Source organism: Salinimicrobium profundisediminis, assembly GCF_026241755.1.
Taxonomy (GTDB): domain Bacteria; phylum Bacteroidota; class Bacteroidia; order Flavobacteriales; family Flavobacteriaceae; genus Salinimicrobium; species Salinimicrobium profundisediminis.
In genome coordinates this window covers 1-25514 of record NZ_JAPJDA010000017.1, presented here as the reverse complement: position 1 = coordinate 25514, position 25514 = coordinate 1, and the positions used below count along the sequence as shown (strand labels likewise).

Sequence of the window (25514 nt, the reverse complement as noted above, 5' to 3'; positions counted from 1 at the left end):
CAACAGCATTAAAGTGATCCTATGAAAGATAAGAGGATATTGTACGTATCATCTGAAGTTATTCCCTACTTGCCCGAAACCGAAATTTCATCTATGTCTTTTGAAGCCCCCCGAATGGTTAACAACCAGGGAGGTCAAATTCGCATATTTATGCCCCGGTTTGGGAACATCAATGAGAGAAGGCATCAGCTTCATGAGGTCATTAGACTTTCTGGAATGAACCTGGTTATCAACGACCTTGATATGCCACTAATTATTAAAGTAGCATCTATTCCCAAAGAGAGAATGCAGGTGTACTTTATAGACAACGAAGATTATTTTAAAAGAAAGGCTACACTTACAGATGAAGAGGGGAACCTTTTTCCCGATAATGATGAAAGAGCCATTTTCTTCGCGAAAGGAGTGATTGAAACTGTTAAAAAACTCAACTGGTCACCAGATGTTATACATGTGAATGGATGGTTGTCTTCCTTGCTGCCACTATATCTTCGCAACTATTATGGCAACGAGCCTTTGTTCAATGAAGCAAAAATTGTGACCTCTGTATACAATCAGGACTTTGATGGAACGTTAGATAATCAAATGTATAAGAAAGTATTATTTGATGGTCTTGAAAACGAACAGGTGAAACACCTTAAGAAACCCTCTTACGTGAATATAATGAAAACAGCCGTAGATAATTCTGATGCTGTTGTTATCGCCGGAGATAATATTCCCGATGAGTTAAAGAAATATTTGAGTAAACTTAACAAGCCGGTATTAGGTTATAAGAACCGCGAAGAATTTGCCCAGGCTTATCAGGAATTTTATACCACAAAGGTGCTATCATAATTAGAAAAAAAATCAATGAATTTAAAGAATATAATGTTGAAAACAACAACAGTTTTGGCTGTTGTTGTTTTGTTTGGAGCTTGTGAAGATGATTTTCAAACTCTTGGGAGTGATGTAATTGGAGAACCCGGTTTTGATGCCAGTGTCTATGACGAAACATTGATCTCTGCACATTCTTACGATCTTCCTCCTGTACAAACCAACAGTTTGCCTCTTAACCTTCTTGGGGTTTATACCGATAATGTTTTTGGAACACAGGAAGCAAGCGTGCTGTCTAACCTCGAACTTAGCTCATTGGATCCTTCTTTTGGGACCGATCCTGTGGTTGACAGTGTGGTGCTTACTATTCCTTATCTTTCTCATGAAGTACTTAAGAATGACAAGGTGGAATATGTTCTCGATTCTGTTTACGGAAGCACCCCCATCAGGCTCTCAGTTTACGAATCTGGTTACTTTCTGAATAATTACGATCCCGACACAAATTTTGAGCAAACCCAGAAGTATTATTCCAATCTGGAGCCAAAGATCATGAACAACATCAATCCGGAGCCAATTTACGAGAGGGATAATTTTATTCCTTCTTCCAAAGGCTATTTGGAGTATAGTGTTGATGCTATGGGGGTTGCAGATACTGTGGTTATGGCTCCGGCTTTAAGGTTGAAGCTGAAAAACGATTTCTTCCAGAAGAAGATTCTTGACAAGGCAGGTAGTTCAGTTTTGCTTAATCAGGATAACTTCAGGAACTACTTTAGGGGGCTTTATTTAAAAGCTGATAAAGTAGGCGCCGGTGGTACGATGATGCTACTTAATCTACTTGATTCAGATGCCGGAATTACTATTTACTACAAGACAAAAATAGTTGATGGGAATGATTCCGACGATGATGGAGACAGGGAGGAACTTATTGAAGGAAGAAGAGCTTTTAGTTTAGACTTTGGCGGAGTGCGCGTAAATACTTTTCAGCAGGAAGCGTCACAGTATGACGACCAGAATCTCTACCTTAAAGGTGGGGAAGGTTCTATGGCGGTCATAGACCTTTTCTCTGGCCCCGATGCTAATAACGATGGGGTTTCAGATGAACTTGAAGCGCTAAGGGAGAATAACTGGCTCATAAATGAAGCACATCTCGATTTCTTTGTGAATAGAGATTACATTAGCGATGTAGATGAGGCCGAGAGGGTCTATCTTTATGATTTAAAGAATAATACTATATTGGCCGATTATATTTTGGATGCAAACGGGCAGCCAAACGGCATGGCTTCAGTTTCAAACCGTCGCCATCTCGAACCATTAGAAAGAGATGAAGATGGGAAAGGAATAAGTTACAAGATCAGGATTACCCGATATGTAGATCAGCTTTTAAATCAGGATTCTACAAATGTTAAGCTGGGGCTGGTAATAACACAAAATGTAAATTTAATTTCGACATACAAAGTATTGCCTTCGGCTAATCCTGAAGTGGATAGAGTTCCGGGGGGTGCTTTAATAACACCAGAGGCTACTGTTCTTTATGGCCCGGATGCACAGAATGAGGATAAGCGCCTCAAACTGAAGATTTATTATACAGAACCAAAGAATTAGAATATGTGTGGGATAGTAGGATATATTGGTCACAGAGAAGCATATCCAATTGTATTGAAAGGACTTCAAAGACTGGAGTACAGGGGGTATGATAGTGCGGGGATAGCACTGTATGATGACAAAAATTTAAAAGTAAGTAAGACAAAGGGAAAGGTAGCCGATCTTAAGGCGAAGATGGAGAGTGAACTCGATAGTACTTCGGGTACACTTGGCATTGGTCACACCAGGTGGGCAACTCACGGTGTACCTAATGATGTCAATTCCCATCCTCATCTTTCAAATTCCGGAGATCTTGTGATCATCCATAACGGGATTATTGAAAATTATGAGAGTCTTAAAAAAGAATTGACCAAGCGCGGATACAAATTTGAGTCTGATACCGATACCGAGGTTTTGGTGAATCTTATTGAAGATGTTATTGCCAAAGAAGGGGTCAAGCTTGGTAAAGCTGTGCAAATTGCACTTAACCAAACTGTGGGGGCTTATGCCATAGCTGTTTTTGACAAGAAAAAGCCCAATGAAATTGTGGTGGCTCGTTTAGGAAGTCCGCTTGCGATTGGCGTTGGGAAAGATGAGTATTTCATAGCTTCAGATGCCTCTCCGTTTATTGAATTTACCAATAATGCAATTTACCTTGAAGATGGTGAAATGGCTGTGGTAAGACGCGACAAAGGAGTAAAGGTGAGAAAGATCCATGATGATTCCCTGGTCGATCCTTATATTCAGGAGTTGCAGCTCAACCTGGAGCAGATCGAAAAGAACAATTTTGATCACTTTATGCTCAAGGAGATCTATGAGCAACCCAATGCAATAAAAGATACCTACCGCGGAAGGTTGCATGCAGAAGAAGGTATTATTCGCATGGCCGGGATAGATGATAACCTTGAGCGTTTTCTCAATGCACGCCGAATTATTATTGTGGCTTGTGGTACCTCGTGGCATGCCGGGCTGGTAGCCGAGTACATTTTTGAAGATCTGGCGCGCATTCCTGTTGAAGTAGAATATGCTTCAGAATTTAGATACCGTAATCCCATTATCAATTCAGATGATGTTGTGATCGCTATTTCCCAAAGTGGGGAAACAGCCGATACTATGGCGGCTATTAAGCTTGCCAAAGAAAAAGGAGCTTTTGTGTTTGGGGTTTGTAACGTGGTTGGATCTTCCATTTCAAGAGAGACCAACGCGGGTGCTTATACTCACGCAGGTCCCGAAATTGGTGTGGCTTCAACAAAGGCTTTTACTACACAAATCACCGTACTTACCTTGATCGCTTTAAAGCTTGCTAAGGCAAAAGGAAGTATGTCGAATACCGATTTCCATATGCATCTGCAGGAGCTCGAAACTATTCCTCAAAAAATAGAGATCGCGCTACAGGGGAATGATCATATAAAAGAAGTTGCTTTCAAGTACAAAGATGCGCGCAACTGCCTGTATCTTGGACGTGGGTTTAACTTCCCCGTTGCTTTGGAAGGAGCTTTAAAACTTAAGGAGATCTCCTATATTCATGCTGAAGGTTATCCTGCTGCCGAAATGAAACACGGCCCTATTGCCCTTATTGATGAAGAGATGCCTGTAGTGGTGATCGCTACCCGAAAAGGACATTATGAAAAGGTGGTAAGCAATATTCAGGAAATAAAATCCAGACAGGGTAAAATAATCGGGATAGTTACTGAAGGAGATACCAGTGTGCGTGATCTTGCCGATTACGTGATCGAAGTACCCGATACTATCGAGTCGCTTACACCGCTCATTACCACGATTCCGTTGCAGTTACTTTCTTATCACATCGCAGTAATGCTTGGTAAGAACGTAGACCAGCCAAGAAACCTTGCAAAATCGGTTACAGTAGAATAAAATTTTATTGCTGAAGTTTTTTACTTCGGAAAGATCCAGATAGCGCTTTAGTGAAAAAGTTATTATTTCTCTTAGAGACTTTTATACAAAAAAACTATCTTTGCAGCCTGAAAAAGACAGCGGCTTTTTATGAAGATTTAAAAGTTGCTACTGGTTCTTTTTTAGGTATTTATAAAAACTCAATATTAAAGGAATAGATAATGTCTAAAGTTACAGGTAAAGTTGCACAGGTTATCGGCCCTGTTGTTGACGTTAAGTTTGACACAGAGAATGCTGAATTGCCAAGGATCTATGATTCACTTGAAATTACCAGGAAAGATGGATCTGTATTGGTTCTTGAGGTTCAATCTCACATTGGAGAAGAAACAGTAAGAACAGTTTCTATGGATTCTACCGATGGTTTGAGCCGGGGGGTTGAGGTGCTTGCAACTGGAGCGCCTATCCAGATGCCAATTGGTAAGGAAGTTTTTGGTCGTTTGTTCAACGTGATTGGTGATGCTATTGACGGTCTTGGTAATATACCTAAAGCCGCAGAGAAAGGTTTGCCAATTCACAGAGAGGCTCCAAAATTTGAAGATCTATCTGTTTCTACTGAAGTTTTATTTACCGGGATCAAGGTTATTGACCTTATTGAGCCTTACGCAAAAGGAGGTAAAATTGGCCTTTTTGGAGGTGCAGGGGTTGGTAAGACAGTACTTATCCAGGAGTTGATCAACAACATTGCAAAAGGTCACGGTGGTCTTTCGGTATTCGCCGGGGTTGGTGAAAGAACCAGAGAAGGGAATGACCTTTTGAGAGAGATGCTTGAATCTGGAATTATTAGATATGGAGAAGACTTTATGCATTCTATGGAAGAAGGCGGATGGGATCTTCAAAAAGTAGATAAAAATGCTCTTTTAGAGTCTAAAGCTACCTTCGTGTTCGGGCAAATGAACGAACCTCCAGGGGCACGTGCTCGTGTGGCTCTTTCGGGTCTTACCATTGCTGAATACTTCCGTGATGGAGCAGGAGAAGGGCAGGGGAAAGACGTACTTTTCTTCGTAGATAACATCTTCCGATTCACCCAGGCAGGTTCTGAGGTGTCTGCACTTCTTGGACGTATGCCATCTGCGGTAGGGTACCAGCCTACACTTGCAACCGAGATGGGTGCGATGCAGGAGCGTATTACTTCTACCAAAAATGGATCTATTACCTCTGTACAGGCGGTTTACGTGCCAGCAGATGACTTGACAGACCCGGCACCGGCTACGACCTTTGCCCACCTTGATGCAACAACTGTACTTTCACGTAAGATTGCCGAGCTTGGTATCTACCCTGCGGTAGATCCTCTTGACTCTACTTCACGTATCCTTACAGCTGACATTCTTGGTGCCGATCATTATAATTGTGCTCAGAGAGTAAAAGAGTTACTACAGAGATATAAAGAACTTCAGGATATCATCGCCATTCTTGGTATGGAAGAACTTTCTGAAGAAGATAAACTGGCCGTGTCACGCGCAAGAAGGGTGCAGCGTTTCCTTTCTCAGCCGTTCCACGTAGCCGAGCAGTTTACAGGTCTTAAAGGAGTACTTGTAGACATTAAAGACACCATCAAAGGATTCAACATGATCATGGATGGAGAGCTTGATCACCTGCCTGAAGCTGCCTTTAACCTTAAAGGTACTATCGAAGAGGCTATCGAAGCCGGTGAGAAAATGTTAGCTGAAGCATAAGCGGAGAAATCCCAATACACAAATTCCAAATTCCAAAAGAACAAGCTCTTGGAATTTGGGATTTGAAATTTGTAATTTAGATAATTATGTATTTAGAAATAGTTACTCCTGAAGCGGTTTTGCTTAGTGCAGAAGTTGATTCTGTGAGTGTGCCGGGAGTTGAAGGGCAGTTCCAGATGTTGAACAACCACGCCCCCATAGTTTCGGTGCTTTCAAAAGGGGAGATCAAAGTATTTACCCATTCTCATCCTGTAAATTCTGAAGATCTTGCCAAAAGCTTCAAAAGAGATGCAACTGACAGTAAGATCCTAATTCTTCCTGTAGAAGGTGGAGTGGTAGAGATGAAAGATAATAAGGTCATCGTTCTGGCTGACTAAGCTGAAAAGAAATATATTTTAAAAAACCCGTTGTGAAAACAACGGTTTTTTTGTTTGTAAAAAAATAAAAACTCTGCTAGAGTATGCCGCTCCTCTGGAGCTCAATTTTCGAAGAGCCCTTGATTTGCTAAAAATATGTCGCTCCTCCGGAGCTTTGAGGCATTTTTGGGCTAAAGCCGAGATGAAAATTTTTCATATGCTGCAGATGGTGTGCCGCTCCTCCGGAGCTTAGGATAATGGTATGCCGTTCCTCTGAAGTTCCTTTTTTAAAAGATGATTCTTCTATGAATATGTCGCTCCTCCGGAGCTTAGGAGCATCCTTTGGTTAAAGCCCTTTTTAAGGAATTTTTCTTTATCCTCCGGCTTCAGCCGGAGGATATCTATGTTTATTAGTCTGCGGCGAATCCGAAGAAGTTTGGAAATTGAGCCTCCGAGAGGCGGCATATTTATTCTAGAAGAGCAATCCGCTAATAAAAGAGCTCCAGAGGAGCGACATTCCTCATAATAAACTGTCCCGGGCTTCAGTCCGGGGCAAAATTAAATTGAGGTGTAAGGTCTTTAGCCCAGACTTTTCTGTAGAACCAAGCTATAGGTCAAAATTTAATTGTCAACAGCTTAAAATTTTATTTTGCTGACAACCACGCCTTTCTGGCTTTTACAGCTTCAGGAGATGCATCTTTATCTATGGAAATTTCAAAAGTAGGATCAGCTTCTAAAATGACATTTTTGAGCATCTTTTTTCCGAAGCGTTCAATTTCAAGTTTTAGCTGCTCTCCCGGTTTATACTGCCCGAATTCATCTTCCCGGGAGCTATCTGCTTTGGGAGTGGTGCCGTTTACAGATAAAATCCTGTCGCCAATATCGAGTCCGGCCTTGTAGGCGGGAGCATTTTTCTTCGGATTGCTGTTTATGTAAAAACCTTCATCATCCTTTTGAACTGAGGCTCCAAAAAAGGCATTTTTGGAATCCCTTTTTAGAAGGAGTCCAACTTCAGCAAGTAGTTGTTCATAATTTGGCATTTCGCTGTTGTAGATGTACTTTCCGAAGTAATCTTCAGCAAAATCACTTCCTGCGTATGCGGCAAGCAGATTCTGAAGGTCTTCCAGCTCATACGGAATTTCGGGTTCGCCGTATTTTTCCCAAACCAGTTGCATAAAAGCATCAAGATTTTGCCCTTTTTGACGCAGCTGTAAATCGAGAGCCAGGCCGAGCATGCTTCCGTAGGAATAGTAGGAGATAAAAGTATTTTCACGATTTACGGGATCAATGGAAGCCGCTGCATCTACAAACGGCGCCTGATAGCTCATTTCTACCGGGTTAAAATATGCTCTTGCAGGAGAATTCCAAACGTAATTGAAGGTGCCGTTGAGGCCTTTGGCATAAGCTTCAGGAGTGATTATTCCTGCGCGGGTAAGGGTGAGCCCAGTGTAATAACTGGTGAATCCTTCGGCAAACCATAGGAGGCCGCTCATGTTGGCTTCAGTAAAATCGAAAGGTTCAAGAGATTGGGGCCGTATCCTTTCCACATTCCAGGCGTGAAAGAACTCATGTGCTACGGTGCCAATATTGCTATCCATACCGCCTTCGGCCAGGCTTGATGTACTGGTTAAGACGGTGCTGTTCCTGTGTTCCATGCCGTCGCCAGATACCTGTGGCATATAACAGGCCAGGAAAGTATATTTTTTAAAGTCAAATTCTGGTAACTCTCCAAAAATGGCTTTTTGCTGTCTTACTATTTCTTTGGTCTTTTCCCAGTATTCATTAAACTCCTGCGGCGTTCCCGGGTGGTGCAGGGTGAATTTTATCACCTGCCCGTTAATTTCAAATTCCCTGCTGTCAAAATTGCTGATTTCGGTAGGGCTATCCATGAAGTAATAAAGATCTGGAGCATAATATGTGTTGCTGTCAATTTGCTTCAGCTGGGTTGCGATCTTCCAATCAGGAAATTGTTGGGTGTCAAAAATGACTTCTACAGGCCTTTGCTTCAGGGATTCTGAATACATAAAAGTGGCGGGAATATTAAGGTGCGCGTGGGTTTGGTCAATTTGGGTATAAGTTCCATCGGCGCGGTTTCCGAAGAGAATATATTCAAGATTTACAAGTCCGTCGTGACCTGTAATAATCCAGGAGTAGGGATCGGGTCTTAAAATCTCCAGTTGTTCCCCTTTAGAGTTTGTTGCCTTTACCTCGTAGACATTTTTTGCGAATTCGTGCAGGGCATAACGGCCGGGAGAGGTGCGGCTCATTCGCACGGTAAGGTTATCCTGCTCAAGATCGGGAAATGAAATTTTGACGTTGGCTTCGTGGTGTTCTGCATTTTCAAATGAAATACGGTAGGTGTTTTTCTGAGCAAAACAAACGGAAGTTGCAAGGAGAAAAAGGATAAGGATACGCATAGAAAAAATTTTGTCTGAAAATAGAAAAATTTGGGGAGACTGCTGCTCCTGAAGGAATTATCTGTAGCTTGAAGAGCAGCAGATCTTTTGTAGTTTGAAAGTACCTGAGTTTCAGAATGAAAAATTCTGCTGCAGAAGCTGTTTTAGTTCCCGGAATTAAATAAAAGACAACTTCGTCGACATTTTTTGTGCATAAATCTCACAATTTTTTGAAATTCGGTACTCGTAAAAAGCGTCAATGGGTTTAAATCCTCAGTTTTTCCTGCTATATTTGTCTTTCCAGTTATTTGAACGTTCCCTATGCTTTCAGCTATACTTTTAGGTTTTATCTTTTCCATTTTTCTGGTCTTTGCCGGAAAATATTTCAAAGGTAAACTTGCTGTACTTTCATCACTCGTTCCGCTGGTGTTGTTCCTGTACTTTCTTTCTTTTATCCCACAGGTAGCCAATGGCGAGGTGATAAGGGCCAATTACGAGTGGGTGCCAAGTTTGGGGCTCAATCTCGACTTTGCTCTCGATGGGCTTTCCCTGCTGTTTTCACTTTTAATTACAGGAATTGGTTTCCTGGTTTTTGCCTATACCGCGGCCTACTTAAAGGGGCATGATTACCTGGACAGGTTTTACGGCTATCTTGGTATGTTTATGGGTGCCATGCTGGGCCTTGTTTTGAGCGACAACCTACTCTCAATGTTTATCTTTTGGGAGTTGACAAGTATAAGTTCCTTTTTTCTTATTGGGTTTAATAATACAAGTGAAGCCTCCCGAAAGTCGGCTGTGCTTGCTCTTGCCATAACAGGATCTGGAGGGTTTCTTTTACTTGCCGGGGCGCTATTGCTGGGAGGCGTGGCAGGAACTTACAGTATTAGTGAGATGGTGGGGCTTAGCGACAGCATTGTTCAAAGCGAATCTTACCTCTGGATTGTCCTTCTCATTTTTGGGGCAGCTTTTACAAAATCGGCGCAGTTTCCATTCCATTTTTGGCTTCCGGGAGCAATGAAAGCGCCAACTCCGGTATCTACTTACCTGCATTCGGCTACCATGGTCAAGGCAGGGATCTATCTTTTGTTGAGATTTACACCTGTATTGGGAGGAGAGGATATTTGGAATACCACGCTTATTACCGTGGGAGGAATTACTATGTTCTATGCTGCCGTGCATACTCTTTTCAGGACCGATCTTAAAGGAGTTTTGGCCTATTCTACCATTGCGGTTCTGGGGCTCCTTGTCTTTCTTATTGGGTTGGGAACGGAATATGCTTTGACGGCTGCGGCTGTTTATATCATTGTTCATGCACTCTATAAAGCCACTTTATTCCTGATAACAGGTATTATTGATCACGAAACGGGAACCCGGGATGTCACTCGTCTTGCAGGATTACGTAAAGTGATGTTCCCTGTTGCAATAGCAGGTTTTCTGGCTGCACTGTCCAGTGCGGGAATGCCGCCTTTTGTTGGGTTTATAGGAAAAGACCTGGTTTACGAATCTACTTTACATATGGGCTCCTGGGCCATTGTGCTTACTGTTTTAGCTATAGCGACAAATATCCTGGTGCTTTATGCAGGCTTTGTTGCCGGAATAAAACCTTTTACGGGTAAACTTCCTGAAAGTTTTTCAAAAGTGCACCTGCCAAGCTTTCTTATGTGGCTTCCGCCGGTGATCCTTGCTGTGCTTGGATTGGTTGTGGGTATTTTTCCCGGCCTCATAGACGGGCCGCTGGTTCAGCCCGTAGTAAATGCAGTGGGAATAGATGACTCTGAGCTACATCTCAAGTTGTGGCACGGTTTCAACACAGTATTAGGATTAAGTGCTCTTACCCTGGGAGTTGGTTTTCTCCTGTACTTTCTTGTAAAACCATCTAAAGCCAAAGAAAAAGGTGTAGCACGATTTGACTTTATTGCGCCTCTTACTCTGGTAAACAACTTCGGAAATAGTTTCAGGACTTTTTCAAACTGGTGGACGCGCATCTTCCAAAATGGTTTTCTTCGGAATTACGTTTCCACAATCATACTTTTCCTGGTGGTGCTGGTAGGATACTCTCTTTTTTCTGACCATGACGGGATACCTATAGATTTTTCTTCGTTCTCAAGAATGACCTATTATGAAATGATCATCATGGGAATCATGTTCCTGGCAATTCTTTTTGTGGTAGGGGCGAGATCGAGATTAACAGCCGTGGTAGCTATGGGGGTTGTGGGCTATGCTATATGCCTCATGTTTGTGATATACAGCGCACCCGACCTTGCCATGACGCAGTTCTCTATTGATACCCTTACGGTAATATTATTTGTTTTGGTACTTTCGAGCCTGCCGAAGTATCTTTCAATTTCAGATTATAAGATGAAAGCCATAGACGGGGTGCTCTCTGTTTCTTTTGGTATACTTATTACACTCATCGCTCTTGAAGTCCTGGGGGAACCGGTGAACAAAGAAGTGAGTAATTTCTATGCAGATAATGCCTATGTCATGGCAAAAGGGAAGAATGTGGTCAACGTTATCCTGGTAGACTTTAGAGGGGTTGATACGTTAATGGAAATATCGGTGCTTACCATAGCAGCCATAGGAGTATTCAGCCTGCTTAAGCTTAGGTTGAGAAGAGATGACAGGGAACTAAAAGATTAAAACATGAAGACAATTATACTACGTACCGCTTCCAATTATATGTTGCCGTTGCTTCTTGTGTTCTCGGTATTCATACTGCTTAGAGGTCATTACCTGCCGGGTGGAGGCTTTGTGGGCGGTTTGATTGCTTCTATTGCCTTTGTACTGCATGCTTTTGCAAACGGACTTGGAGATACACGGCAGTTGATAAGATTTCATCCGGGTTTTTTAATGCCTACTGGGTTGACCGTATCTTTTTTAAGTGGTGTTTCTCCCATCATCTTTGCAGGAAAACCCCTTATGACCGGTTTATGGTATCCTCATCATTTACCAATAGTGGGAAATTTAGGATCGGCCCTGTTTTTTGATATTGGCGTTTACCTGGTAGTACTGGGAGTGACCTTAACTATTATATTCACTATATCTGAATCTGTATAACCTATGGAAGTACTTTTAGCGATCATGGTGGGTACGCTGTATGCTTCGGGCATCTATATGATTCTTAGGCGCAGTTTAGTGAAGCTTATTATTGGCATTATCCTTTTAGGAAATGGAGCAAACCTGCTTATTTTCCTTCTTGGTCGCATAGCCAAAGGCTCACCACCTATCATCCCCGGAGATTCAAAAGTTTTTCTTGAAGCTTATTCCGATCCGCTTCCGCAGGCACTTATACTTACAGCTATTGTCATCAGTTTTGGTTTGCAGTCATTTGCTATTGTGCTTGTAAAAAGAGCCCATAAAGTGGTGAAGACCGATGATCTTGATGAAATGAACGCAACAGACGAATACTCATGATCGAACAGTTAGTTATTTATCCCCTTATAACACAAATGCTTCTGGCAATTGTGCTCATGTTCTTTTGGAGCCGAATTAGGTGGCAAAGAGTGGTAAGCATATTTGGAAGCCTAATAAACCTGGGAGTGGCCATATGGTTGTTTGTTACGGTGTGGCAGGGGGGAACACTTTCTATACAGGCAGGAAACTGGGAGGCGCCATTCGGTATAACCTTTGTAGCCGATACTTTTGCAGCAACCCTTGTCTTGCTTACTGCTATTGCAGGTGTTGCAGTGTCCAGCTTCTCGGCCGGATCTGTCATCCCGGCCCGTTTAAAATTCGGTTTTTTCCCTATTTTTCATTTTCTGTTGCTGGGGTTAAACGGTGCTTTTCTTACGGGTGATATCTTTAACCTCTATGTGTGGTTTGAGATTATCATTATCACCTCTTTTGTCTTGCTCACCATTGGGGGCGAGAAGGCACAGCTTGAAGGGGCTGTAAAATATTTCACACTTAACATTTTGGCTTCAATTGTATTTCTTACTGCCATAGCAGTTCTGTACGGACTCACAGGAAGCCTTAACATGGCCGATCTTGCATCAAAGGTTGCAGCAGTAGAGAATCGTACTCTTGTGCAGGTAAATGCATTATTGTTCTTAGTTGGCTTCGGAATTAAATCGGCGCTGTTTCCGCTTTACTTCTGGCTGCCGGCCTCTTATCACACCCCGCCATCGGCTGTTTCTGCCATTTTTGGGGGCTTACTTACCAAAGTAGGGGTATACGCTTTGATAAGGGTGTTTACGCTCATTTTTGAAGTAGACCCATTCCTGCAGAACGTTCTGCTCGCTGTAGCCGTTCTTACGCTCTTTAGTGGTGCTGTAGGTGCAATTGTTCAGAATAACATCCGGAAGATATTTTCTTACCTGGTGATTTGCCATATAGGTTATATGATAGCCGGTCTGGGAATGATGACCGAAATGGCCATAGCAGGAGCTATTTTTTACCTTATTCACGATATTATGGTAAAAACAAACCTGTTTATGATGAGTGGGGTGATCTACAAGATCAAGGCAAACCACAACATCAGGAAACTGGGAGATTTTTACGCCGATCATCCAAAGTTAAGCCTGCTGTTTGCAATACCGCTGTTTTCACTGGTGGGGATTCCGCCTTTATCAGGTTTCTGGCCCAAGCTTTCTTTAATTTCTGAAGGATGGTTCACAGAGAATTTCATAGTGATAGGAGCTATAATTTTTGCCAGCTTTATAACCCTGGTTGTAATTATTAAGCTATGGGGAGAAGTGTTTTGGAAGACAGGAGAGAAATTGCCTGAAGTGCGGAATTTTCCGTACTTTAATAAGTTAACTAATATTAAAAAGACTCAAATGCTGGCGCCAATTATTCTCCTTTCTATTGTAAGTCTTTATCTTGGATTTGGGGCAGGGAATATTCAAAATCTGGCTGAAAGGATTGCATTTGAACTTATGGACAATCAGGAATATATTAATACGGTACTAAGTAAATAAAAGAAGATGAAAAACCGGTTTTTAGCAAATTTACTCCTCACATTTATCTGGGTTGCGCTTACCGGAAGCTTTACTATTGCCAATATTTTATTCGGATTTATCCTCAGTTATTTTGTGCTTTTTATCATCACCCGTGGCAGCGGCCGTGCCAGGTATTTTAAGCTGGTGCCAAAACTTATTGGCTTTTTCTTTTACTTTCTTTACCAGCTGGTAAAGGCAAATGTACAGGTGGCATGGGAAGTAGGTACACCAAAGCTGCATATGACGCCCGGTATTGTGGGAGTGCCTCTTGACGTACAGTCTGATGCGCAAATCACCTTATTGGCCAATATGATCACGCTTACTCCGGGAACGCTTAGCCTTGATGTTTCTGAAGATAAAAAGGTGCTGTACGTTTATTCCATGTATATCACAAACAGGGAAGAATTCATCAGGGAAATCAAGAACGGATTTGAAAAACGCATTTTAGAGATCTCTTCATGACATTAGACGATTATTTATATTATATAATCCTGCCGGCACTATCTATTGCGATCTTGCTGGTTTTCTTCAGGTTCTTTAAAGGGCCCACAATCTCCGACAGGGTAGTGGCAGTAGACCTGCTGGTAACCATGGGAATTGGTGTTATAGCGGTGTACAGCATCCTATCTCATCAACCCACTTTTTTAGATATTGCACTAATCTTGGCCCTTATTGGATTTTTGGCTACGGTGGCGTACTCTTTTTATATTCAAAAACGTAAAGACAGGGACAAATGATAGTAGATACAATTATAGGAATTATAGCCACCCTGGGAACTCTTTTTGTACTGCTGGCCGGTGTTGGAATTTTGCGAATGCCCGATACCTATCTTAGAATGGCAGTGACCACCAAAGCAGCAACTTTAGGTATAGGATTAATCTTACTGGCTGCAGCCGTCTACTTTAATGATCTCTCAACAACCACCCGAGTTTTGGCAGTTATAATTTTTATTCTTTTAACAGCTCCTGTTGGGGCACATCTTATAGGCAAGGCTTCTTACATTAAAGGGAATAAACTCTGGGAAAAGACCATTATGGATGATCTGGAAGGCAAATACAGAAAAACTGGTAAAAACATTAGCCTGCCCCGAAACATGGATCATGACAAAGAAAAACATTAGTCATCTATCTTCTCTTCCTCTTCATGACCAAAGACCTTTGATATAAAACGGTCTACCGGGTTAAAAACTACATTGACAAATACAATTACTGCAACCAGTAGAAAAAGTTCTTTAAACTTTCCAATAGCAGCAAGGCATCCGGCCCCGGCGCTACACCAAACAGTTGCAGCTGTGGTGAGGCCCCTTACAATTGTGCCTTTGTGCAAAATTACCCCGGCACCAATAAAGCCAATACCTGTCACCACCTGCCCAATTACCCTTGTGGTATCAACATAATCATCCCCGGCAAAACTAAGGGAAGTAAGAACAAAAACTGCAGCTCCCAGGGAAACCAAAGCATTGGTTTTTAAACCTGCGTTCTTGTTGTGAATTTCCCGCTCTATTCCAATAAACAATCCTGCGAGCAGGGCTGCACCAATTCTTAATCCGAAGTCCAGTAGCTCCATTTTATATTGTTAACTTAGCTTCTAATGTCGAAGTTAACATTAAAAATACACAGTTTCAATTCAAAAGGGGATTATTCAGGCTTAACAGAAGTTCTAAAAATGGTATTATGAGAGAAGAATTTTCAAACGTTGCTGTTTTTCAATATTCGGCGGAAGCCCAGATCCTTAAAGGTCGGTTAGAGGCTGAAGGGATCCAGACTTTCATGATAGATAACCACACCATAGACACAGATCCGCTGGTGAGCAACGCCATTGGCGGGGTGAAGCTAAGGGTTCGCAAAGAAGACCGGGAAGAGGCTCTTCGGGTGCTTTCAGCTGTTAGTAAATTCTCTGTTGATGATGAGGGCAGGCAAATTAGCTGCCCGTATTGTAACAGCTCAAAAGTTGAAATCTTTACCAGTGTAAAAAGTGTTAAATCCTTCTTCTTTTTTTGCCTCTCATTTCTGGTAATTGCCCTGCCTCTCTACATGAAAAGAAATTACCACTGCACAAATTGTAAACATGAATTTAAGCTGAAGTGACCTGGATAGTTAATTGAATTACTTATAATTTCTTTTTTTCAGCTTTAAACAAAACAAGCTATTATTTGCTGATTTAAAATTTCTTTCCACCATTTTTTCTTCGGAAGTATTGTTGAAACCTTCCGCAGAAAGCTACAGAACATGAGGTTTTTAAAATATTCCTGAAGCTGAAAATTTTTTACGTTGCCAATCCAATTTTTGTACTTTAGAAAGAAAATCAGTTGCTTATGATGCATCCAGATACAGAAGTGCGTTTTATTAATGAGATTATTGGCTATGGGGTAGTGGCTAAAAAATTTATTCCAAAAGGAACCATTACCTGGGTGCAGGATCCGTTAGATCGGGTGCTTACTGGCGGCGAGGTAGAACGTATGCACCCACACGTACAGGAGCAGGTGGATAAATATTCCTTCCGGAATAATAAAGGGGAATATGTGCTTTGTTGGGATCTTGCCAAGTACGTGAACCATAGCTTCAACGCCAATTGCCTTTCTTCGGCTTACGATTTTGAGGTTGCTGTTCGGGATATTCAGCCGGGAGAACAATTGACCGATGATTACGGATATCTGAACATTTCTGAACCCTTTAAAGCGGTAGATGAAGGTACCGGTCGTGATACTGTTTATCCCGATGATCTTTTGAAGTATCACGAGGAATGGGACCGGCAGCTCCAGGATGCTTTTGAGAATTTTGAACAGGTTGAGCAGCCACTGAAACAATTAATTTCTTCTAATGTGCTTGAAAAGCTCAAGACGAAGCTTTCACAAAATGAACCTCTCGATTCTATTCTGAACTTGTACTACAGGGAAAAATAGGTTGCTGAGGTTCCGGTAATTTAGGTTTGGCCAGTAACGTTGAACTCAAATATTACAAGGACAGCTTTTATTAGAAATGAGAGAAAGTTCCCAATTTTGACCTTTTAAACAGGGGCTTTTGATTATTTTTGATCAGGTAACTATTTCATGGCAACTAAATTTAACCGGAGCGGTGAGAAGAGCCTTGAAATGGATAATTATTGCTGCCCGGCAGAAGACGAATAATGTAGGCCCTTCATTAAACAGGAAATAGGGAAAGATGAAAGAGAGACTTGAATTAGCTGAAATCCCAAGAGAAAAAAAGATCTCCAAAAAAGACTTTTTAGAGAGGTATGTAAAACCGCAAAAGCCGGTGGTTATAGAGCAGCTAATAGAAGACTGGCCCGCTTATACCAAATGGAATCTCGAATACATCAGGGAGGTGGCAGGAGATAAAACCGTGCCTCTTTTTGATGGTAAAAAGACTATTTCTTCAAAATATAAGTTTAATGAGCCTCATCTTCATATGAAGATGAGCGAGTACATTGATCTTATCCAAAAAGGTCCCACCAGCTATCGGATTTTTCTTTATCATTTGCTGCGCGAAGTTCCTGGGCTTCAAAAGGATTTTAGTTTTCCTAAAATAGGGCTACGCATCCTAAAGCAGATCCCTATGCTGTTCTTTGGAGGGGAGAATTCCAAAGTCTTTATGCATTACGACATAGACTATGCTAATATTCTGCATTTCCATTTTCATGGAAGGAAACGCTGTATTCTCTTTCCCCCTTCAGAAACAAAATATCTTTATAAAGTGCCTCATGCCCTTATTACACGCGAAGATATCGACTTCATGAACCCCGATTTTGATCAATTCCCTGCGCTTCGGAAAGCAAAAGGAATGGTAACCGAGCTTAGGCATGGAGAAACACTTTACATGCCCGAAGGCTATTGGCATCAAATGACTTATCTCACCCCGGGTTTTTCTATGAGCCTGCGTGCAGCACCAAGAAATATTGAAAACCTGAGTAAAGCACTATATAACCTGTTTTTTATGCGACATTTTGATAATGCGATGCGCAGGTGGAAAGGCCAGAAATGGATAGATTACAAGAACGAACAGGCTGTTAAAAGAACGAACAAACGGGCAGAAACCTTTTAAAAAGGGCAAATCCGGCTCTCATTTTTGAAACTTATGCCTGTATAAGGTCTTCTGTAACTTCATAGACCAGGGAGCTTTCGTAACCTTTCCGGATGAGGTAATCACCCAGCTTTTTCTTTAGTTTGAACTTATCTTCTTCAGAAAGAAGATTGAGTTTTTTCTCTGCAAGCTCATAGAGTGTGGTTTTGTAAACACTTTCCTCAATCTCGGTCATGGCCAGTTTTATAATGGGAGAAGAGATGTCCCTGGCTTTTAGCTCCTGCTGAATCTTATATCGCCCCCATTTTTTTATCCGGAATTTACCCCGTACAAAACTGCGGGCAAAACGCTCTTCATTGAGAAAATCTTCCTGCATCAGTTTTATGATGATCTCTTCACGGGCAGCAGGGATCATCCGCATTTCAAGAAGCTTATCTTCAACCTCTTTCTGTGACCTGTCGCGATAAGCGCAGTATTGCATCAGCTTAAGAGTGGCTTCTTTTACGGTGTATGATTTTCCAGAGGAGTCTGCTTTCATTCAAACAAAGGTAAAATTTAGTATCTAGTATTGAGTATTTGGTATTGAGATATGAGAATTGAGAGGAAGAAAAATCTCAATTCTCATATTTAATATCTCAATACTATGAACAAAAAAAACGCCTCCCAAATAAATGAAAGGCGTTTCTTTTTGTTATTGAATCACTTCCCCGGCATTGTCGTGAAAGTGGTATTCAAGATACGTGTAAGCATCTCTTGGTACTATTTTAACCCACTTTTTATGGTCGAAGAACCATTTGGAGCGGGGTGATGGAAAACCTTTGGTTAAAAAGGCTGCTATAAAAGGATGTGCACTTAGAGTGATCTTTTTATAGTCTTTCTTTAGAAGCTTTTGCAAATCCTGGTTGATCCTGTTGACCAAAACGATGGGAGCTTCAATTTCTTCCCCGTTTTTATTGGGGTTTTCCTCCCTGGTTTTGATGTTCATTTCGGGTCTAACCCGTTGTCTTGTAATTTGTACAAGTCCAAACTTACTGGGGGGCAAAATCTTATGTTTTGCGCGGTCGTCACTCATCTCCTCTTTAAGATGATCGTACAAAGCTTTCCTGTTCTCAGCTTTGTTCATGTCTATGAAGTCAACTACAATGATCCCTCCCATGTCGCGAAGGCGCAGTTGTCGGGCTATTTCGGTAGCACTAATAAGGTTAACCTCAAGTGCGGTGTCTTCCTGGTTTTTTGATTTGTTGGAGCGGTTTCCGCTATTCACGTCAATAACGTGCATGGCTTCGGTGTGCTCAATGACCAGGTATGCCCCTTTGTTCATAGAAACGGTGCGGCCAAAAGTAGTTTTGATTTGTCTTTCGATCCCAAATTTTTCGAAGATGGGAATATTTGAGTCGTACAATTTTACAATGGATTCTTTCTTTGGAGCAATTTCGCTCACATAATCTTTAATTTGGGTGTACAAGGTTTCATCGTCTACACAAATAGAGGTAAATGAATCATTAAAGACATCTCTAAGAATAGAAGATGCCCTGTTCAATTCTCCCAATACTTTTGAGGGATGAGGTGCTTTATACAGCTTTTTACACATTCCTGTCCAACGACTCATTAAATTCTGAAGGTCGTTGTCCAGTTCTGCTACTTTTCTGCCTTCTGCTACGGTACGTACAATAATTCCAAAGCCTTTAGGTCTAATACTTTTTACAAGTCGTTTTAGGCGGTCCTTTTCTTCTTTGCTTTCTATTTTTTGAGAAACAGAAACGCGATTGGAAAAAGGAACCAGTACGATGTAACGGCCCGGAAGGGAAAGTTCAGAACTTATTCTTGGGCCTTTGGTTGATATTGGCTCTTTTACTACCTGTACCAGTAGCGATTGATTTGATTTTAAGACATCTGCAATGCTTCCGTCCTTATCAATATCTTTTTCTAAAGGAAAATCCTTAAGGGAATAATCCTTTAATTTACCTGTGCTTACACGTTTTATGAACTTCAGCAAAGAAAGTACCTGCGGGCCAAGGTCATGATAATGCAAGAATGCATCTTTTGTATAGCCTACATTTACGAAGCCGGCGTTTAAGCCGGGGACAGTTTTTCGCACTTTTGCGAGAAAAATATCTCCCACCGCAAAATTACTGTCGTCTTCTTCCTTGTTGAGTTCTATTAGTTTTCCATCTTTTAATAAGGCAAAATCTACAGCAGAGGAACCGGTTCTAATAATTAACTCTTTGTTCACTCTAAATTGATTTTATTCCGCATGTGGCGGATGGATTAAACAATAAAATTCACAGGGTTTTTAAAAATCCTGAGGAAATTCAAGCTCAGAGAACCTAAATTTGAATTTCGATTTCAAAGAACGTTTTAAACAAAAAAAGTAGTATGAAAACTACTTCTTTTTCTTGTGGCGGTTAGCTCTTGCTCTTTTTTTACGCTTGTGCGTAGCTACCTTATGTCTTTTTCTCTTTTTACCACTTGGCATAGTGTGACTTTTTAATTAATTAAATTTATTTTGTTTCTGCCTACGGGCAGGGAATTACTTTACCTCAACGTTAGATTTCACGCCTTCAACAAATACTTTGGCAGGTTTAAAAGCCGGAATATTATGTGCAGGAATCTTTATAGTGGTATTCTTGGAAATGTTTCTTCCGGTTTTTTCGGCTCTTGTTTTGATGATAAAGCTTCCAAATCCTCTTAGGTAAACGTTGTCACCAGCCTCTAGTGAAGTTTTCACCTCCTCCATAAAGGTTTCCACAGTAGCCTGAACATCTCCTTTCTCCATTCCTAGTTTCTCGGAGATTTTTGCCACGATATCTGCTTTCGTCATTTTCGTATAATTTATTAATAGGGTTTGTAAATTTTCGAGGGGCAAATATATGAATTAAATCCGCAACTTTTTAATCCTAACCCATTAAATAGTAAGAGAATAAAGAATTATTATTGCACTTAAGAAATTTGATTGATGTCTTTCGATAAGGAGCTGATAAACTGGTATTTAGATAATAAAAGGGATCTGCCATGGCGCAGAACTAAAGACCCTTATCAAATCTGGCTTAGTGAAATAATTCTTCAGCAAACCCGGGTTGAACAGGGAAAACCTTACTATTTTAAGTTCTTAAAAGCTTATCCCAACGTTTTGGCTTTAGCTAATGCTTCGGAAGAAGAAGTGCTAAAACTTTGGCAGGGGCTTGGCTATTACTCCCGGGCCAGGAATTTACATTTTACTGCAAAATATATAGCTTTTGATCTCGGCGGAAGCTTTCCTGCTTCCTATAAAGAACTGGTAAAGTTAAAAGGAGTGGGTGATTATACCGCGGCTGCAATAGCTTCAATTTGTTATGAAGAACCACAGGCAGCAGTAGACGGTAATGTTTACAGGGTTTTGGCCCGTATTTTTGGTATTGATACTCCTACAAATTCTAGCCAGGGGATCAAAGAATTCCGGCAGCTGGCTCAAAAGGTTATTAATAAGGACGAGCCTGCAAATTTCAATCAGGCGTTGATAGAATTTGGATCAGAACAGTGTAAGCCGCGCAGGCCGCTTTGTGGTTCCTGCCCTTTTGTTACAACATGTGTGGCTTTCAATCAGGATCGTATAGGCGAACTGCCCGTAAAGCTAAAGAAGCAAAAGATTAAAAAAAGGCATTTTAATTATCTCGTCTATATTTCAGAAGAAGGGAAGACTATTATGAACCAACGTCGCGGAAAAGGTATTTGGGAAGGACTTTACGAATTTCCGCTGGTAGAAACTGCTTCCGAAGCACAACTTGAAAACCTCGTGGCCGATGTTCCTGCGGAATATTCAGTAATAAATAAGGAGCCGGTGCTCTACAACGACCTGCCGGTGGTGCACAAACTCTCTCATCAACATATTTACACCAAATTCTGGATAGTAAAGTGTGATGAGCTGCCCAAAGAAGCGCTCTCTCTGGCCGAAGTAAATAAATTACCCGTCCCGGTTTTAATAGAAAATTTTATTGATACCTTTGATTTTTAAGCTCTTTAAAAAAGAACTTCTCAAAAATGACATTTTTGGAAGGTGATTGAAGAGTAATTTGCTATTTTTAAAATTGTAACTTAAACAACAAACCATGACCGGAACCTTAAATAAAGTAATGCTTATTGGCCACACGGGAGACGATGTGAAAATGCACTATTTTGAAGGAGGTGGATCTATTGGGCGTTTTCCTTTGGCGACCAATGAGGTCTATACCAATAAAACTACAGGTCAAAAGGTTGAAAATACCGAATGGCACAATGTTGTGGTGCGAAATAAAGCTGCCGAGATCTGTGAGAAATACCTTAAAAAAGGCGATAAGGTCTATATTGAGGGAAGAATCAAGACCAGAAAATGGCAGGACGATAAAGGGATTGAAAGATATTCTACCGAAATACAGTGTACAGATTTCACCTTTTTAACACCCAAAGATGCTGCAGCGCCTGGCAGTGGAGGTAATCAAAGTGACGGTTATGGGCAGTCTCAGCAACAGCAGGGGCAACAGTACAACCAGCCGCGACAGGATACACCTTCAACCAGTCAGTCACAGAGTTTTACACAGGAGGACGAGGATGATCTTCCGTTCTAAGTCTAATTAAAAGTTACACATTTGGATCCCGATCCTGACAGTTTTATACCTCTTTTTGTTGATAACCTTCCGCAGCTATTAGGTGTTGTTACGGCAATGCTTTTGCTGGTTTGCTCTGCCCTAATTTCGGGTGCCGAGGTAGCAATGTTCTCGCTTACCCCGGCCGATTTTGAGGTGGAAGAGTCTAAGAGGAGCGTAAAAGAACAGATTGTTATAAGCCTGCTCGATAAACCGAAAAAATTGCTGGCCACCATCCTGGTTGCTAACAACATGATTAATATTGCTATTATCCTGTTGTTTGATAACCTTACCGATGCAGCCTTTGAAAATATTGACACGGTCTTTATGGGAGTAGATCTTCAGTTTCTCCTGGAAGTTGTGGTAGTAACTTTCCTCATCCTGCTTTTTGGAGAAATTTTGCCCAAAGTTTACGCCAGCCGCAATAAAGTAGCTTTTTCGCACTTTATGGCTTACCCTCTTAACGTGCTCGATAAATTATTCTCCCCCTTAAGTATTCCTATGAGGGCGGTTACTATCGGCATACATCAAAGACTGGGAAATAAGAGCCATGGGCTTAGCGTTGATCAGTTATCACAGGCCCTGGAGCTAACCAGTCAGCATGATACCACCAAGGAGGAGCAAAAGATCTTACGTGGAATTGTCTCTTTCGGAAATACCGATACCAAACAGGTAATGCGGCCGCGAATGGATATTTTTGCACTTAACGAAACTCAGGATTATAGTGAGATTATTCCGGAGATCATAGAAAATGGATATTCCCGTATTCCTGTATATAAGGAGAACATAGATAACGTTACCGGTATTCTATATGTGAAGGATCTTCTGCCTTTTCTTGAAGAGGAGCATTACGAATGGACTTCCTTGCTAAGAGAACCTTATTTTGTGCCCGAAAATAAAAAGCTGGACGACCTTTTAAATGATTTCAAAATTAAAAAGAATCACCTGGCCATTGTGGTAGATGAATATGGCGGTACCAGCGGACTCATTTCTCTTGAAGATATTATTGAAGAAATTGTAGGGGATATAAGTGATGAATTTGATGATGAAGATCTTATCTTTTCAAAATTAGATGAAAATAACTACGTTTTTGAAGGAAAGACTCCGCTGAAGGATTTTTATAGGGTCATAAAACTAGATAATCCGGAATTATTTGAAGAGAATAAAGGTGAGGCCGAAACACTTGCCGGCTTCCTGCTTGAAATTTCAGGAAGTTTCCCCCGAAAGAACGATATAATACTTTTTGACGGTTATAGTTTTACGGTTGAAGCCGTAGACAAGAAGCGGATAAAACAAATTAAAGTGAGTATCACCGGAGAATGAAAAGGATAATTTTTTTGACATTTTTGGCAGGTTTGGTCTCATGTGGCAATGAAGTGCAGCCAAAACCTAACGCCTACCTGGCCTTAGAATATCCCGCGGCTGAGTATGTTTTCTATTCAAACGACGGATGTCCTTACGGTTTTGAGAAAAATTCTATAGCTGTAGTGCAGCCTTCACGGGTGGGGAAGGAGTGTTGGTTAAACCTGGAATATCCGCATTTAAAAGGTACTATCTTCATCACATATCAGTCGGTAGAGAACAATCTCGATTCCCTGCTTACCGATGCCCAAAAATTACCTTTGCGGCACACTATCAAAGCCGATGCTATCGAGGGGTCGGTATATAGTAACAATTATCACAACACCTACGGTATGTTCTATCAGGTTTTGGGAGATGCAGCGTCGCAGGCCCAGTTCTACCTCACCGATAGTACCAGCCATTTCCTTACAGGTTCAGTGTATTTTGAGGCACAGCCAAACTTTGATTCTATCTTACCCGCCGCAGCTTACCTGAAGAAAGATATAAGGCACCTTATGGAAACTGTGAAATGGCAACCAAATATCAGTGACTAATTTCTTGCTGTAGTTTCTTACTTTTGGCAGCTTAAAATTTAATATGCCCAGGAGTAGCCTTAAATGGATTTATCTTTGCCTGCTTGCCCTGGTTTGGGGCAGCTCTTTTATTCTCATTAAAAAGGGGCTGGTGGGTCTTACTGCCTTACAGGTTGGTTCCCTGCGAACAGTCTTTGCTGCACTGTTTCTTGCTCTTATCGGGCTTGGATCACTAAAACACATAAAGGGAAAGCAGTGGATGTGGATTGGTATTTCAGGCTTTTTTGGAACTTTTTTTCCGGCTTATCTGTTTTCTTTTGCTGAAACTGAAATAGACAGCGCCATTGTTTCCATTCTCAATTCCACAACTCCGTTGCTTTCCATGCTGGTTGGGATCATTCTCTTTGAAGCAGCTTTTGTGAAAAAGAAGTTTCTGGGCGTAATGGTTGGGCTGGCAGGAACCACAGCTTTGATTTGGAGTGGCGCCACGGTTAATCCCGATCAAAATTACTGGTATTCCCTGTTGGTGATTCTGGCGTCATTGTTCTACGGATTCAATGCCAACATCATTAAGAAACACCTTCAAAATCTACCTGCCCTTGCCATTACTACGGGTAACTTTATGGTTATTGCCATACCCGCTCTCATTGTTCTCGCCAGTACAGGATTCTTTTCGGCAGAAACCCTTTCTGCGCCAAATGTGCCTATGAGTTTAGTATATATAGGTATTCTGGGGGTAGTGGGTACAGGTGCTGCTTTAATAGTTTTTAACAAGCTTATTCAAATCTCAGATCCGGTTTTCTCAACCTCGGTAACATATCTCGTACCTATAGTGGCTGTGGGTTGGGGCGTACTTGACGGGGAGGAATTTAGCTTTGTTCAGATCTTGTCGGGGGTGGTTATTATAATAGGAGTTCTCATCGTAAATAGCAGAAAAAAAATAAGTTAGGATGTATTTGGATGTATTTTAACTATTTCTTAACTTTACATTGCTATTGAATTTCTAATCCCTATATGAAATGAAAAAGAGAATGTTTTTTGGTTTTGCATGCTTTGTTGGGTTTTCTCTTTTGATTGCCTGGCAGTTTGCAGTCGCCGAACTTGCTGATCTTCAGAAAAAAGATGATACGATCAAAAAAGAGAAGACAGAATTGGTTTCGTCTCAACCTGAGACAGTATTATTCGTCTAGTTAACCTCTCCATCTTTTTTATTCTGAAAAAGGATTGTTAAAAATGCTTTTTTGGAGCAGGTTTATCTTTATGGATTGTTAAAAATAAGAGGCTGTCTGAAAAGTAATTTTTAGGCGGCTTTTTTGTTGGTAGATATTTAAAGGAGTGGTTTTTTCACCTGAG

The 25514-nt window shown here is 41.2% G+C and carries 26 protein-coding genes; 21 read left to right on the top strand and 5 right to left on the bottom strand.

Features of this window, described 5'->3' with window-relative positions:
- The first annotated feature begins 21 nt into the window (after nt 1-21).
- From OQ279_RS11240 to OQ279_RS11220, 5 genes are all read left to right on the top strand, one after another.
- Nucleotides 22-831, top strand: a complete 810-nt coding sequence (locus OQ279_RS11240) for a glycogen/starch synthase (protein WP_266070017.1) — start codon at nt 22-24, stop codon at nt 829-831.
- Between the two features lie 33 nt (nt 832-864).
- On the top strand, nt 865-2412 hold the full coding sequence (bamH, locus tag OQ279_RS11235) for a BamH family beta-barrel-assembly machinery protein (protein WP_266070016.1): 1548 nt from the start codon (nt 865-867) through the stop codon (nt 2410-2412).
- Between the two features lie 3 nt (nt 2413-2415).
- Nucleotides 2416-4266: a glutamine--fructose-6-phosphate transaminase (isomerizing) gene (glmS, locus tag OQ279_RS11230; protein ID WP_266070015.1), complete on the top strand. Its 1851-nt coding sequence runs from the start codon at nt 2416-2418 to the stop codon at nt 4264-4266.
- Nucleotides 4267-4466: 200 nt separating this feature from the next.
- Complete coding sequence (gene atpD / locus OQ279_RS11225; protein ID WP_266070014.1) at nt 4467-5978, top strand: F0F1 ATP synthase subunit beta; 1512 nt, start codon at nt 4467-4469, stop codon at nt 5976-5978.
- An 86-nt stretch (nt 5979-6064) separates the two neighbouring features.
- Nucleotides 6065-6355: a FoF1 ATP synthase subunit delta/epsilon gene (locus tag OQ279_RS11220; protein WP_266070013.1), complete on the top strand. Its 291-nt coding sequence runs from the start codon at nt 6065-6067 to the stop codon at nt 6353-6355.
- A gap of 623 nt (nt 6356-6978) precedes the next feature.
- On the opposite strand, the gene OQ279_RS11215 is transcribed toward OQ279_RS11220, so the two are convergent.
- On the bottom strand, nt 6979-8751 hold the full coding sequence (locus tag OQ279_RS11215; protein WP_266070012.1) for a M61 family metallopeptidase: 1773 nt from the start codon (nt 8749-8751) through the stop codon (nt 6979-6981).
- Nucleotides 8752-9051: 300 nt separating this feature from the next.
- Here OQ279_RS11215 and OQ279_RS11210 point away from each other — a divergent pair, with 300 nt between their 5' ends.
- Genes OQ279_RS11210 through mnhG form a run of 7 tightly spaced genes read left to right on the top strand, consistent with a single transcriptional unit; the run spans nt 9052 to nt 14790 of the window.
- On the top strand, nt 9052-11370 hold the full coding sequence (locus OQ279_RS11210) for a putative monovalent cation/H+ antiporter subunit A (RefSeq protein ID WP_266070010.1): 2319 nt from the start codon (nt 9052-9054) through the stop codon (nt 11368-11370).
- A 3-nt stretch (nt 11371-11373) separates the two neighbouring features.
- The gene (locus OQ279_RS11205; protein ID WP_266070009.1) at nt 11374-11787 is read left to right on the top strand and encodes a Na+/H+ antiporter subunit B; all 414 of its coding nucleotides are present in this window, start codon (nt 11374-11376) and stop codon (nt 11785-11787) included.
- Between the two features lie 3 nt (nt 11788-11790).
- Nucleotides 11791-12144 carry a Na+/H+ antiporter subunit C gene (locus OQ279_RS11200; protein WP_266070008.1) on the top strand — a complete coding sequence of 118 codons (354 nt, stop codon included), beginning with the start codon at nt 11791-11793 and terminating at the stop codon, nt 12142-12144.
- Nucleotides 12141-13649, top strand: coding sequence for a proton-conducting transporter transmembrane domain-containing protein (locus tag OQ279_RS11195; RefSeq protein ID WP_266070007.1), 1509 nt, complete (start codon nt 12141-12143; stop codon nt 13647-13649). Before OQ279_RS11200 ends, OQ279_RS11195 begins: the two co-directional genes overlap by 4 nt.
- Before the next feature lie 6 nt (nt 13650-13655).
- Nucleotides 13656-14132 carry a Na+/H+ antiporter subunit E gene (locus OQ279_RS11190; protein ID WP_266070006.1) on the top strand — a complete coding sequence of 159 codons (477 nt, stop codon included), beginning with the start codon at nt 13656-13658 and terminating at the stop codon, nt 14130-14132.
- Nucleotides 14129-14407, top strand: a complete 279-nt coding sequence (locus OQ279_RS11185) for a cation:proton antiporter (RefSeq protein WP_266070005.1) — start codon at nt 14129-14131, stop codon at nt 14405-14407. The genes OQ279_RS11190 and OQ279_RS11185 overlap by 4 nt, the downstream gene beginning before the upstream one ends.
- The gene (gene mnhG, locus OQ279_RS11180; RefSeq protein ID WP_274704466.1) at nt 14404-14790 is read left to right on the top strand and encodes a monovalent cation/H(+) antiporter subunit G; all 387 of its coding nucleotides are present in this window, start codon (nt 14404-14406) and stop codon (nt 14788-14790) included. The genes OQ279_RS11185 and mnhG overlap by 4 nt, the downstream gene beginning before the upstream one ends.
- Here mnhG and OQ279_RS11175 read toward each other — a convergent pair.
- Nucleotides 14787-15236, bottom strand: a complete 450-nt coding sequence (locus OQ279_RS11175; protein WP_266070004.1) for an MgtC/SapB family protein — start codon at nt 15234-15236, stop codon at nt 14787-14789. The two genes, mnhG and OQ279_RS11175, sit on opposite strands and share 4 nt — an antisense overlap.
- Nucleotides 15237-15343: 107 nt before the next feature.
- Between OQ279_RS11175 and OQ279_RS11170 the strand changes: the two genes are divergently transcribed.
- From OQ279_RS11170 to OQ279_RS11160, 3 genes are all read left to right on the top strand, one after another.
- On the top strand, nt 15344-15757 hold the full coding sequence (locus OQ279_RS11170) for a putative signal transducing protein (RefSeq protein WP_266070003.1): 414 nt from the start codon (nt 15344-15346) through the stop codon (nt 15755-15757).
- Nucleotides 15758-15984: 227 nt separating this feature from the next.
- A complete protein-coding gene (locus tag OQ279_RS11165; RefSeq protein ID WP_266070002.1) occupies nt 15985-16572 on the top strand; it encodes an SET domain-containing protein in 588 nt (195 codons plus the stop codon).
- A gap of 259 nt (nt 16573-16831) precedes the next feature.
- Nucleotides 16832-17710: a cupin-like domain-containing protein gene (locus OQ279_RS11160; protein ID WP_266070001.1), complete on the top strand. Its 879-nt coding sequence runs from the start codon at nt 16832-16834 to the stop codon at nt 17708-17710.
- 31 nt (nt 17711-17741) lie between these two features.
- Here OQ279_RS11160 and OQ279_RS11155 read toward each other — a convergent pair whose 3' ends face one another.
- From OQ279_RS11155 to OQ279_RS11145, 3 genes are all read right to left on the bottom strand, one after another.
- The gene (locus tag OQ279_RS11155) at nt 17742-18227 is read right to left on the bottom strand and encodes a regulatory protein RecX (protein ID WP_266070000.1); all 486 of its coding nucleotides are present in this window, start codon (nt 18225-18227) and stop codon (nt 17742-17744) included.
- A 153-nt stretch (nt 18228-18380) separates the two neighbouring features.
- A complete protein-coding gene (locus OQ279_RS11150; protein ID WP_266069999.1) occupies nt 18381-19922 on the bottom strand; it encodes an Rne/Rng family ribonuclease in 1542 nt (513 codons plus the stop codon).
- Nucleotides 19923-20219: 297 nt separating this feature from the next.
- The gene (locus OQ279_RS11145) at nt 20220-20525 is read right to left on the bottom strand and encodes an HU family DNA-binding protein (RefSeq protein WP_262507439.1); all 306 of its coding nucleotides are present in this window, start codon (nt 20523-20525) and stop codon (nt 20220-20222) included.
- A 120-nt stretch (nt 20526-20645) separates the two neighbouring features.
- Between OQ279_RS11145 and mutY the strand changes: the two genes are divergently transcribed.
- The 6 genes from mutY to OQ279_RS11115 all read left to right on the top strand — a co-directional run bounded on the left by mutY (nt 20646) and on the right by OQ279_RS11115 (nt 25351).
- Nucleotides 20646-21680: an A/G-specific adenine glycosylase gene (gene mutY / locus OQ279_RS11140; protein ID WP_266069998.1), complete on the top strand. Its 1035-nt coding sequence runs from the start codon at nt 20646-20648 to the stop codon at nt 21678-21680.
- 94 nt (nt 21681-21774) lie between these two features.
- Nucleotides 21775-22269: a single-stranded DNA-binding protein gene (locus tag OQ279_RS11135; protein ID WP_266069997.1), complete on the top strand. Its 495-nt coding sequence runs from the start codon at nt 21775-21777 to the stop codon at nt 22267-22269.
- Nucleotides 22270-22290: 21 nt separating this feature from the next.
- On the top strand, nt 22291-23610 hold the full coding sequence (locus OQ279_RS11130) for a gliding motility-associated protein GldE (RefSeq protein WP_266069996.1): 1320 nt from the start codon (nt 22291-22293) through the stop codon (nt 23608-23610).
- A complete protein-coding gene (gldD, locus tag OQ279_RS11125; RefSeq protein WP_266069995.1) occupies nt 23607-24182 on the top strand; it encodes a gliding motility lipoprotein GldD in 576 nt (191 codons plus the stop codon). Before OQ279_RS11130 ends, gldD begins: the two co-directional genes overlap by 4 nt.
- 43 nt (nt 24183-24225) lie before the next feature.
- Complete coding sequence (locus OQ279_RS11120; protein ID WP_266069994.1) at nt 24226-25110, top strand: DMT family transporter; 885 nt, start codon at nt 24226-24228, stop codon at nt 25108-25110.
- A 70-nt stretch (nt 25111-25180) separates the two neighbouring features.
- A complete protein-coding gene (locus tag OQ279_RS11115; RefSeq protein ID WP_266069993.1) occupies nt 25181-25351 on the top strand; it encodes a hypothetical protein in 171 nt (56 codons plus the stop codon).
- Nucleotides 25352-25514: the final 163 nt, after the last annotated feature.

Coding starts and splice junctions, on each gene's coding strand:
- bamH (WP_266070016.1), top strand. CDS start 865: ATGTTGAAAACAACAACAGTTTTGGCTGTTGTTGTTTTGTTTGGAGCT.
- OQ279_RS11215 (WP_266070012.1), bottom strand. CDS start 8,751: ATGCGTATCCTTATCCTTTTTCTCCTTGCAACTTCCGTTTGTTTTGCT.
- OQ279_RS11240 (WP_266070017.1), top strand. CDS start 22: ATGAAAGATAAGAGGATATTGTACGTATCATCTGAAGTTATTCCCTAC.
- OQ279_RS11135 (WP_266069997.1), top strand. CDS start 21,775: ATGACCGGAACCTTAAATAAAGTAATGCTTATTGGCCACACGGGAGAC.
- mutY (WP_266069998.1), top strand. CDS start 20,646: ATGTCTTTCGATAAGGAGCTGATAAACTGGTATTTAGATAATAAAAGG.
- OQ279_RS11205 (WP_266070009.1), top strand. CDS start 11,374: ATGAAGACAATTATACTACGTACCGCTTCCAATTATATGTTGCCGTTG.
- OQ279_RS11120 (WP_266069994.1), top strand. CDS start 24,226: ATGCCCAGGAGTAGCCTTAAATGGATTTATCTTTGCCTGCTTGCCCTG.
- gldD (WP_266069995.1), top strand. CDS start 23,607: ATGAAAAGGATAATTTTTTTGACATTTTTGGCAGGTTTGGTCTCATGT.
- OQ279_RS11155 (WP_266070000.1), bottom strand. CDS start 18,227: ATGAAAGCAGACTCCTCTGGAAAATCATACACCGTAAAAGAAGCCACT.
- OQ279_RS11210 (WP_266070010.1), top strand. CDS start 9,052: ATGCTTTCAGCTATACTTTTAGGTTTTATCTTTTCCATTTTTCTGGTC.
- OQ279_RS11190 (WP_266070006.1), top strand. CDS start 13,656: ATGAAAAACCGGTTTTTAGCAAATTTACTCCTCACATTTATCTGGGTT.
- glmS (WP_266070015.1), top strand. CDS start 2,416: ATGTGTGGGATAGTAGGATATATTGGTCACAGAGAAGCATATCCAATT.
- mnhG (WP_274704466.1), top strand. CDS start 14,404: ATGATAGTAGATACAATTATAGGAATTATAGCCACCCTGGGAACTCTT.
- OQ279_RS11160 (WP_266070001.1), top strand. CDS start 16,832: ATGAAAGAGAGACTTGAATTAGCTGAAATCCCAAGAGAAAAAAAGATC.
- OQ279_RS11195 (WP_266070007.1), top strand. CDS start 12,141: ATGATCGAACAGTTAGTTATTTATCCCCTTATAACACAAATGCTTCTG.
- OQ279_RS11175 (WP_266070004.1), bottom strand. CDS start 15,236: ATGGAGCTACTGGACTTCGGATTAAGAATTGGTGCAGCCCTGCTCGCA.
- OQ279_RS11220 (WP_266070013.1), top strand. CDS start 6,065: ATGTATTTAGAAATAGTTACTCCTGAAGCGGTTTTGCTTAGTGCAGAA.
- OQ279_RS11170 (WP_266070003.1), top strand. CDS start 15,344: ATGAGAGAAGAATTTTCAAACGTTGCTGTTTTTCAATATTCGGCGGAA.
- OQ279_RS11165 (WP_266070002.1), top strand. CDS start 15,985: ATGATGCATCCAGATACAGAAGTGCGTTTTATTAATGAGATTATTGGC.
- OQ279_RS11115 (WP_266069993.1), top strand. CDS start 25,181: ATGAAAAAGAGAATGTTTTTTGGTTTTGCATGCTTTGTTGGGTTTTCT.
- OQ279_RS11185 (WP_266070005.1), top strand. CDS start 14,129: ATGACATTAGACGATTATTTATATTATATAATCCTGCCGGCACTATCT.
- atpD (WP_266070014.1), top strand. CDS start 4,467: ATGTCTAAAGTTACAGGTAAAGTTGCACAGGTTATCGGCCCTGTTGTT.
- OQ279_RS11200 (WP_266070008.1), top strand. CDS start 11,791: ATGGAAGTACTTTTAGCGATCATGGTGGGTACGCTGTATGCTTCGGGC.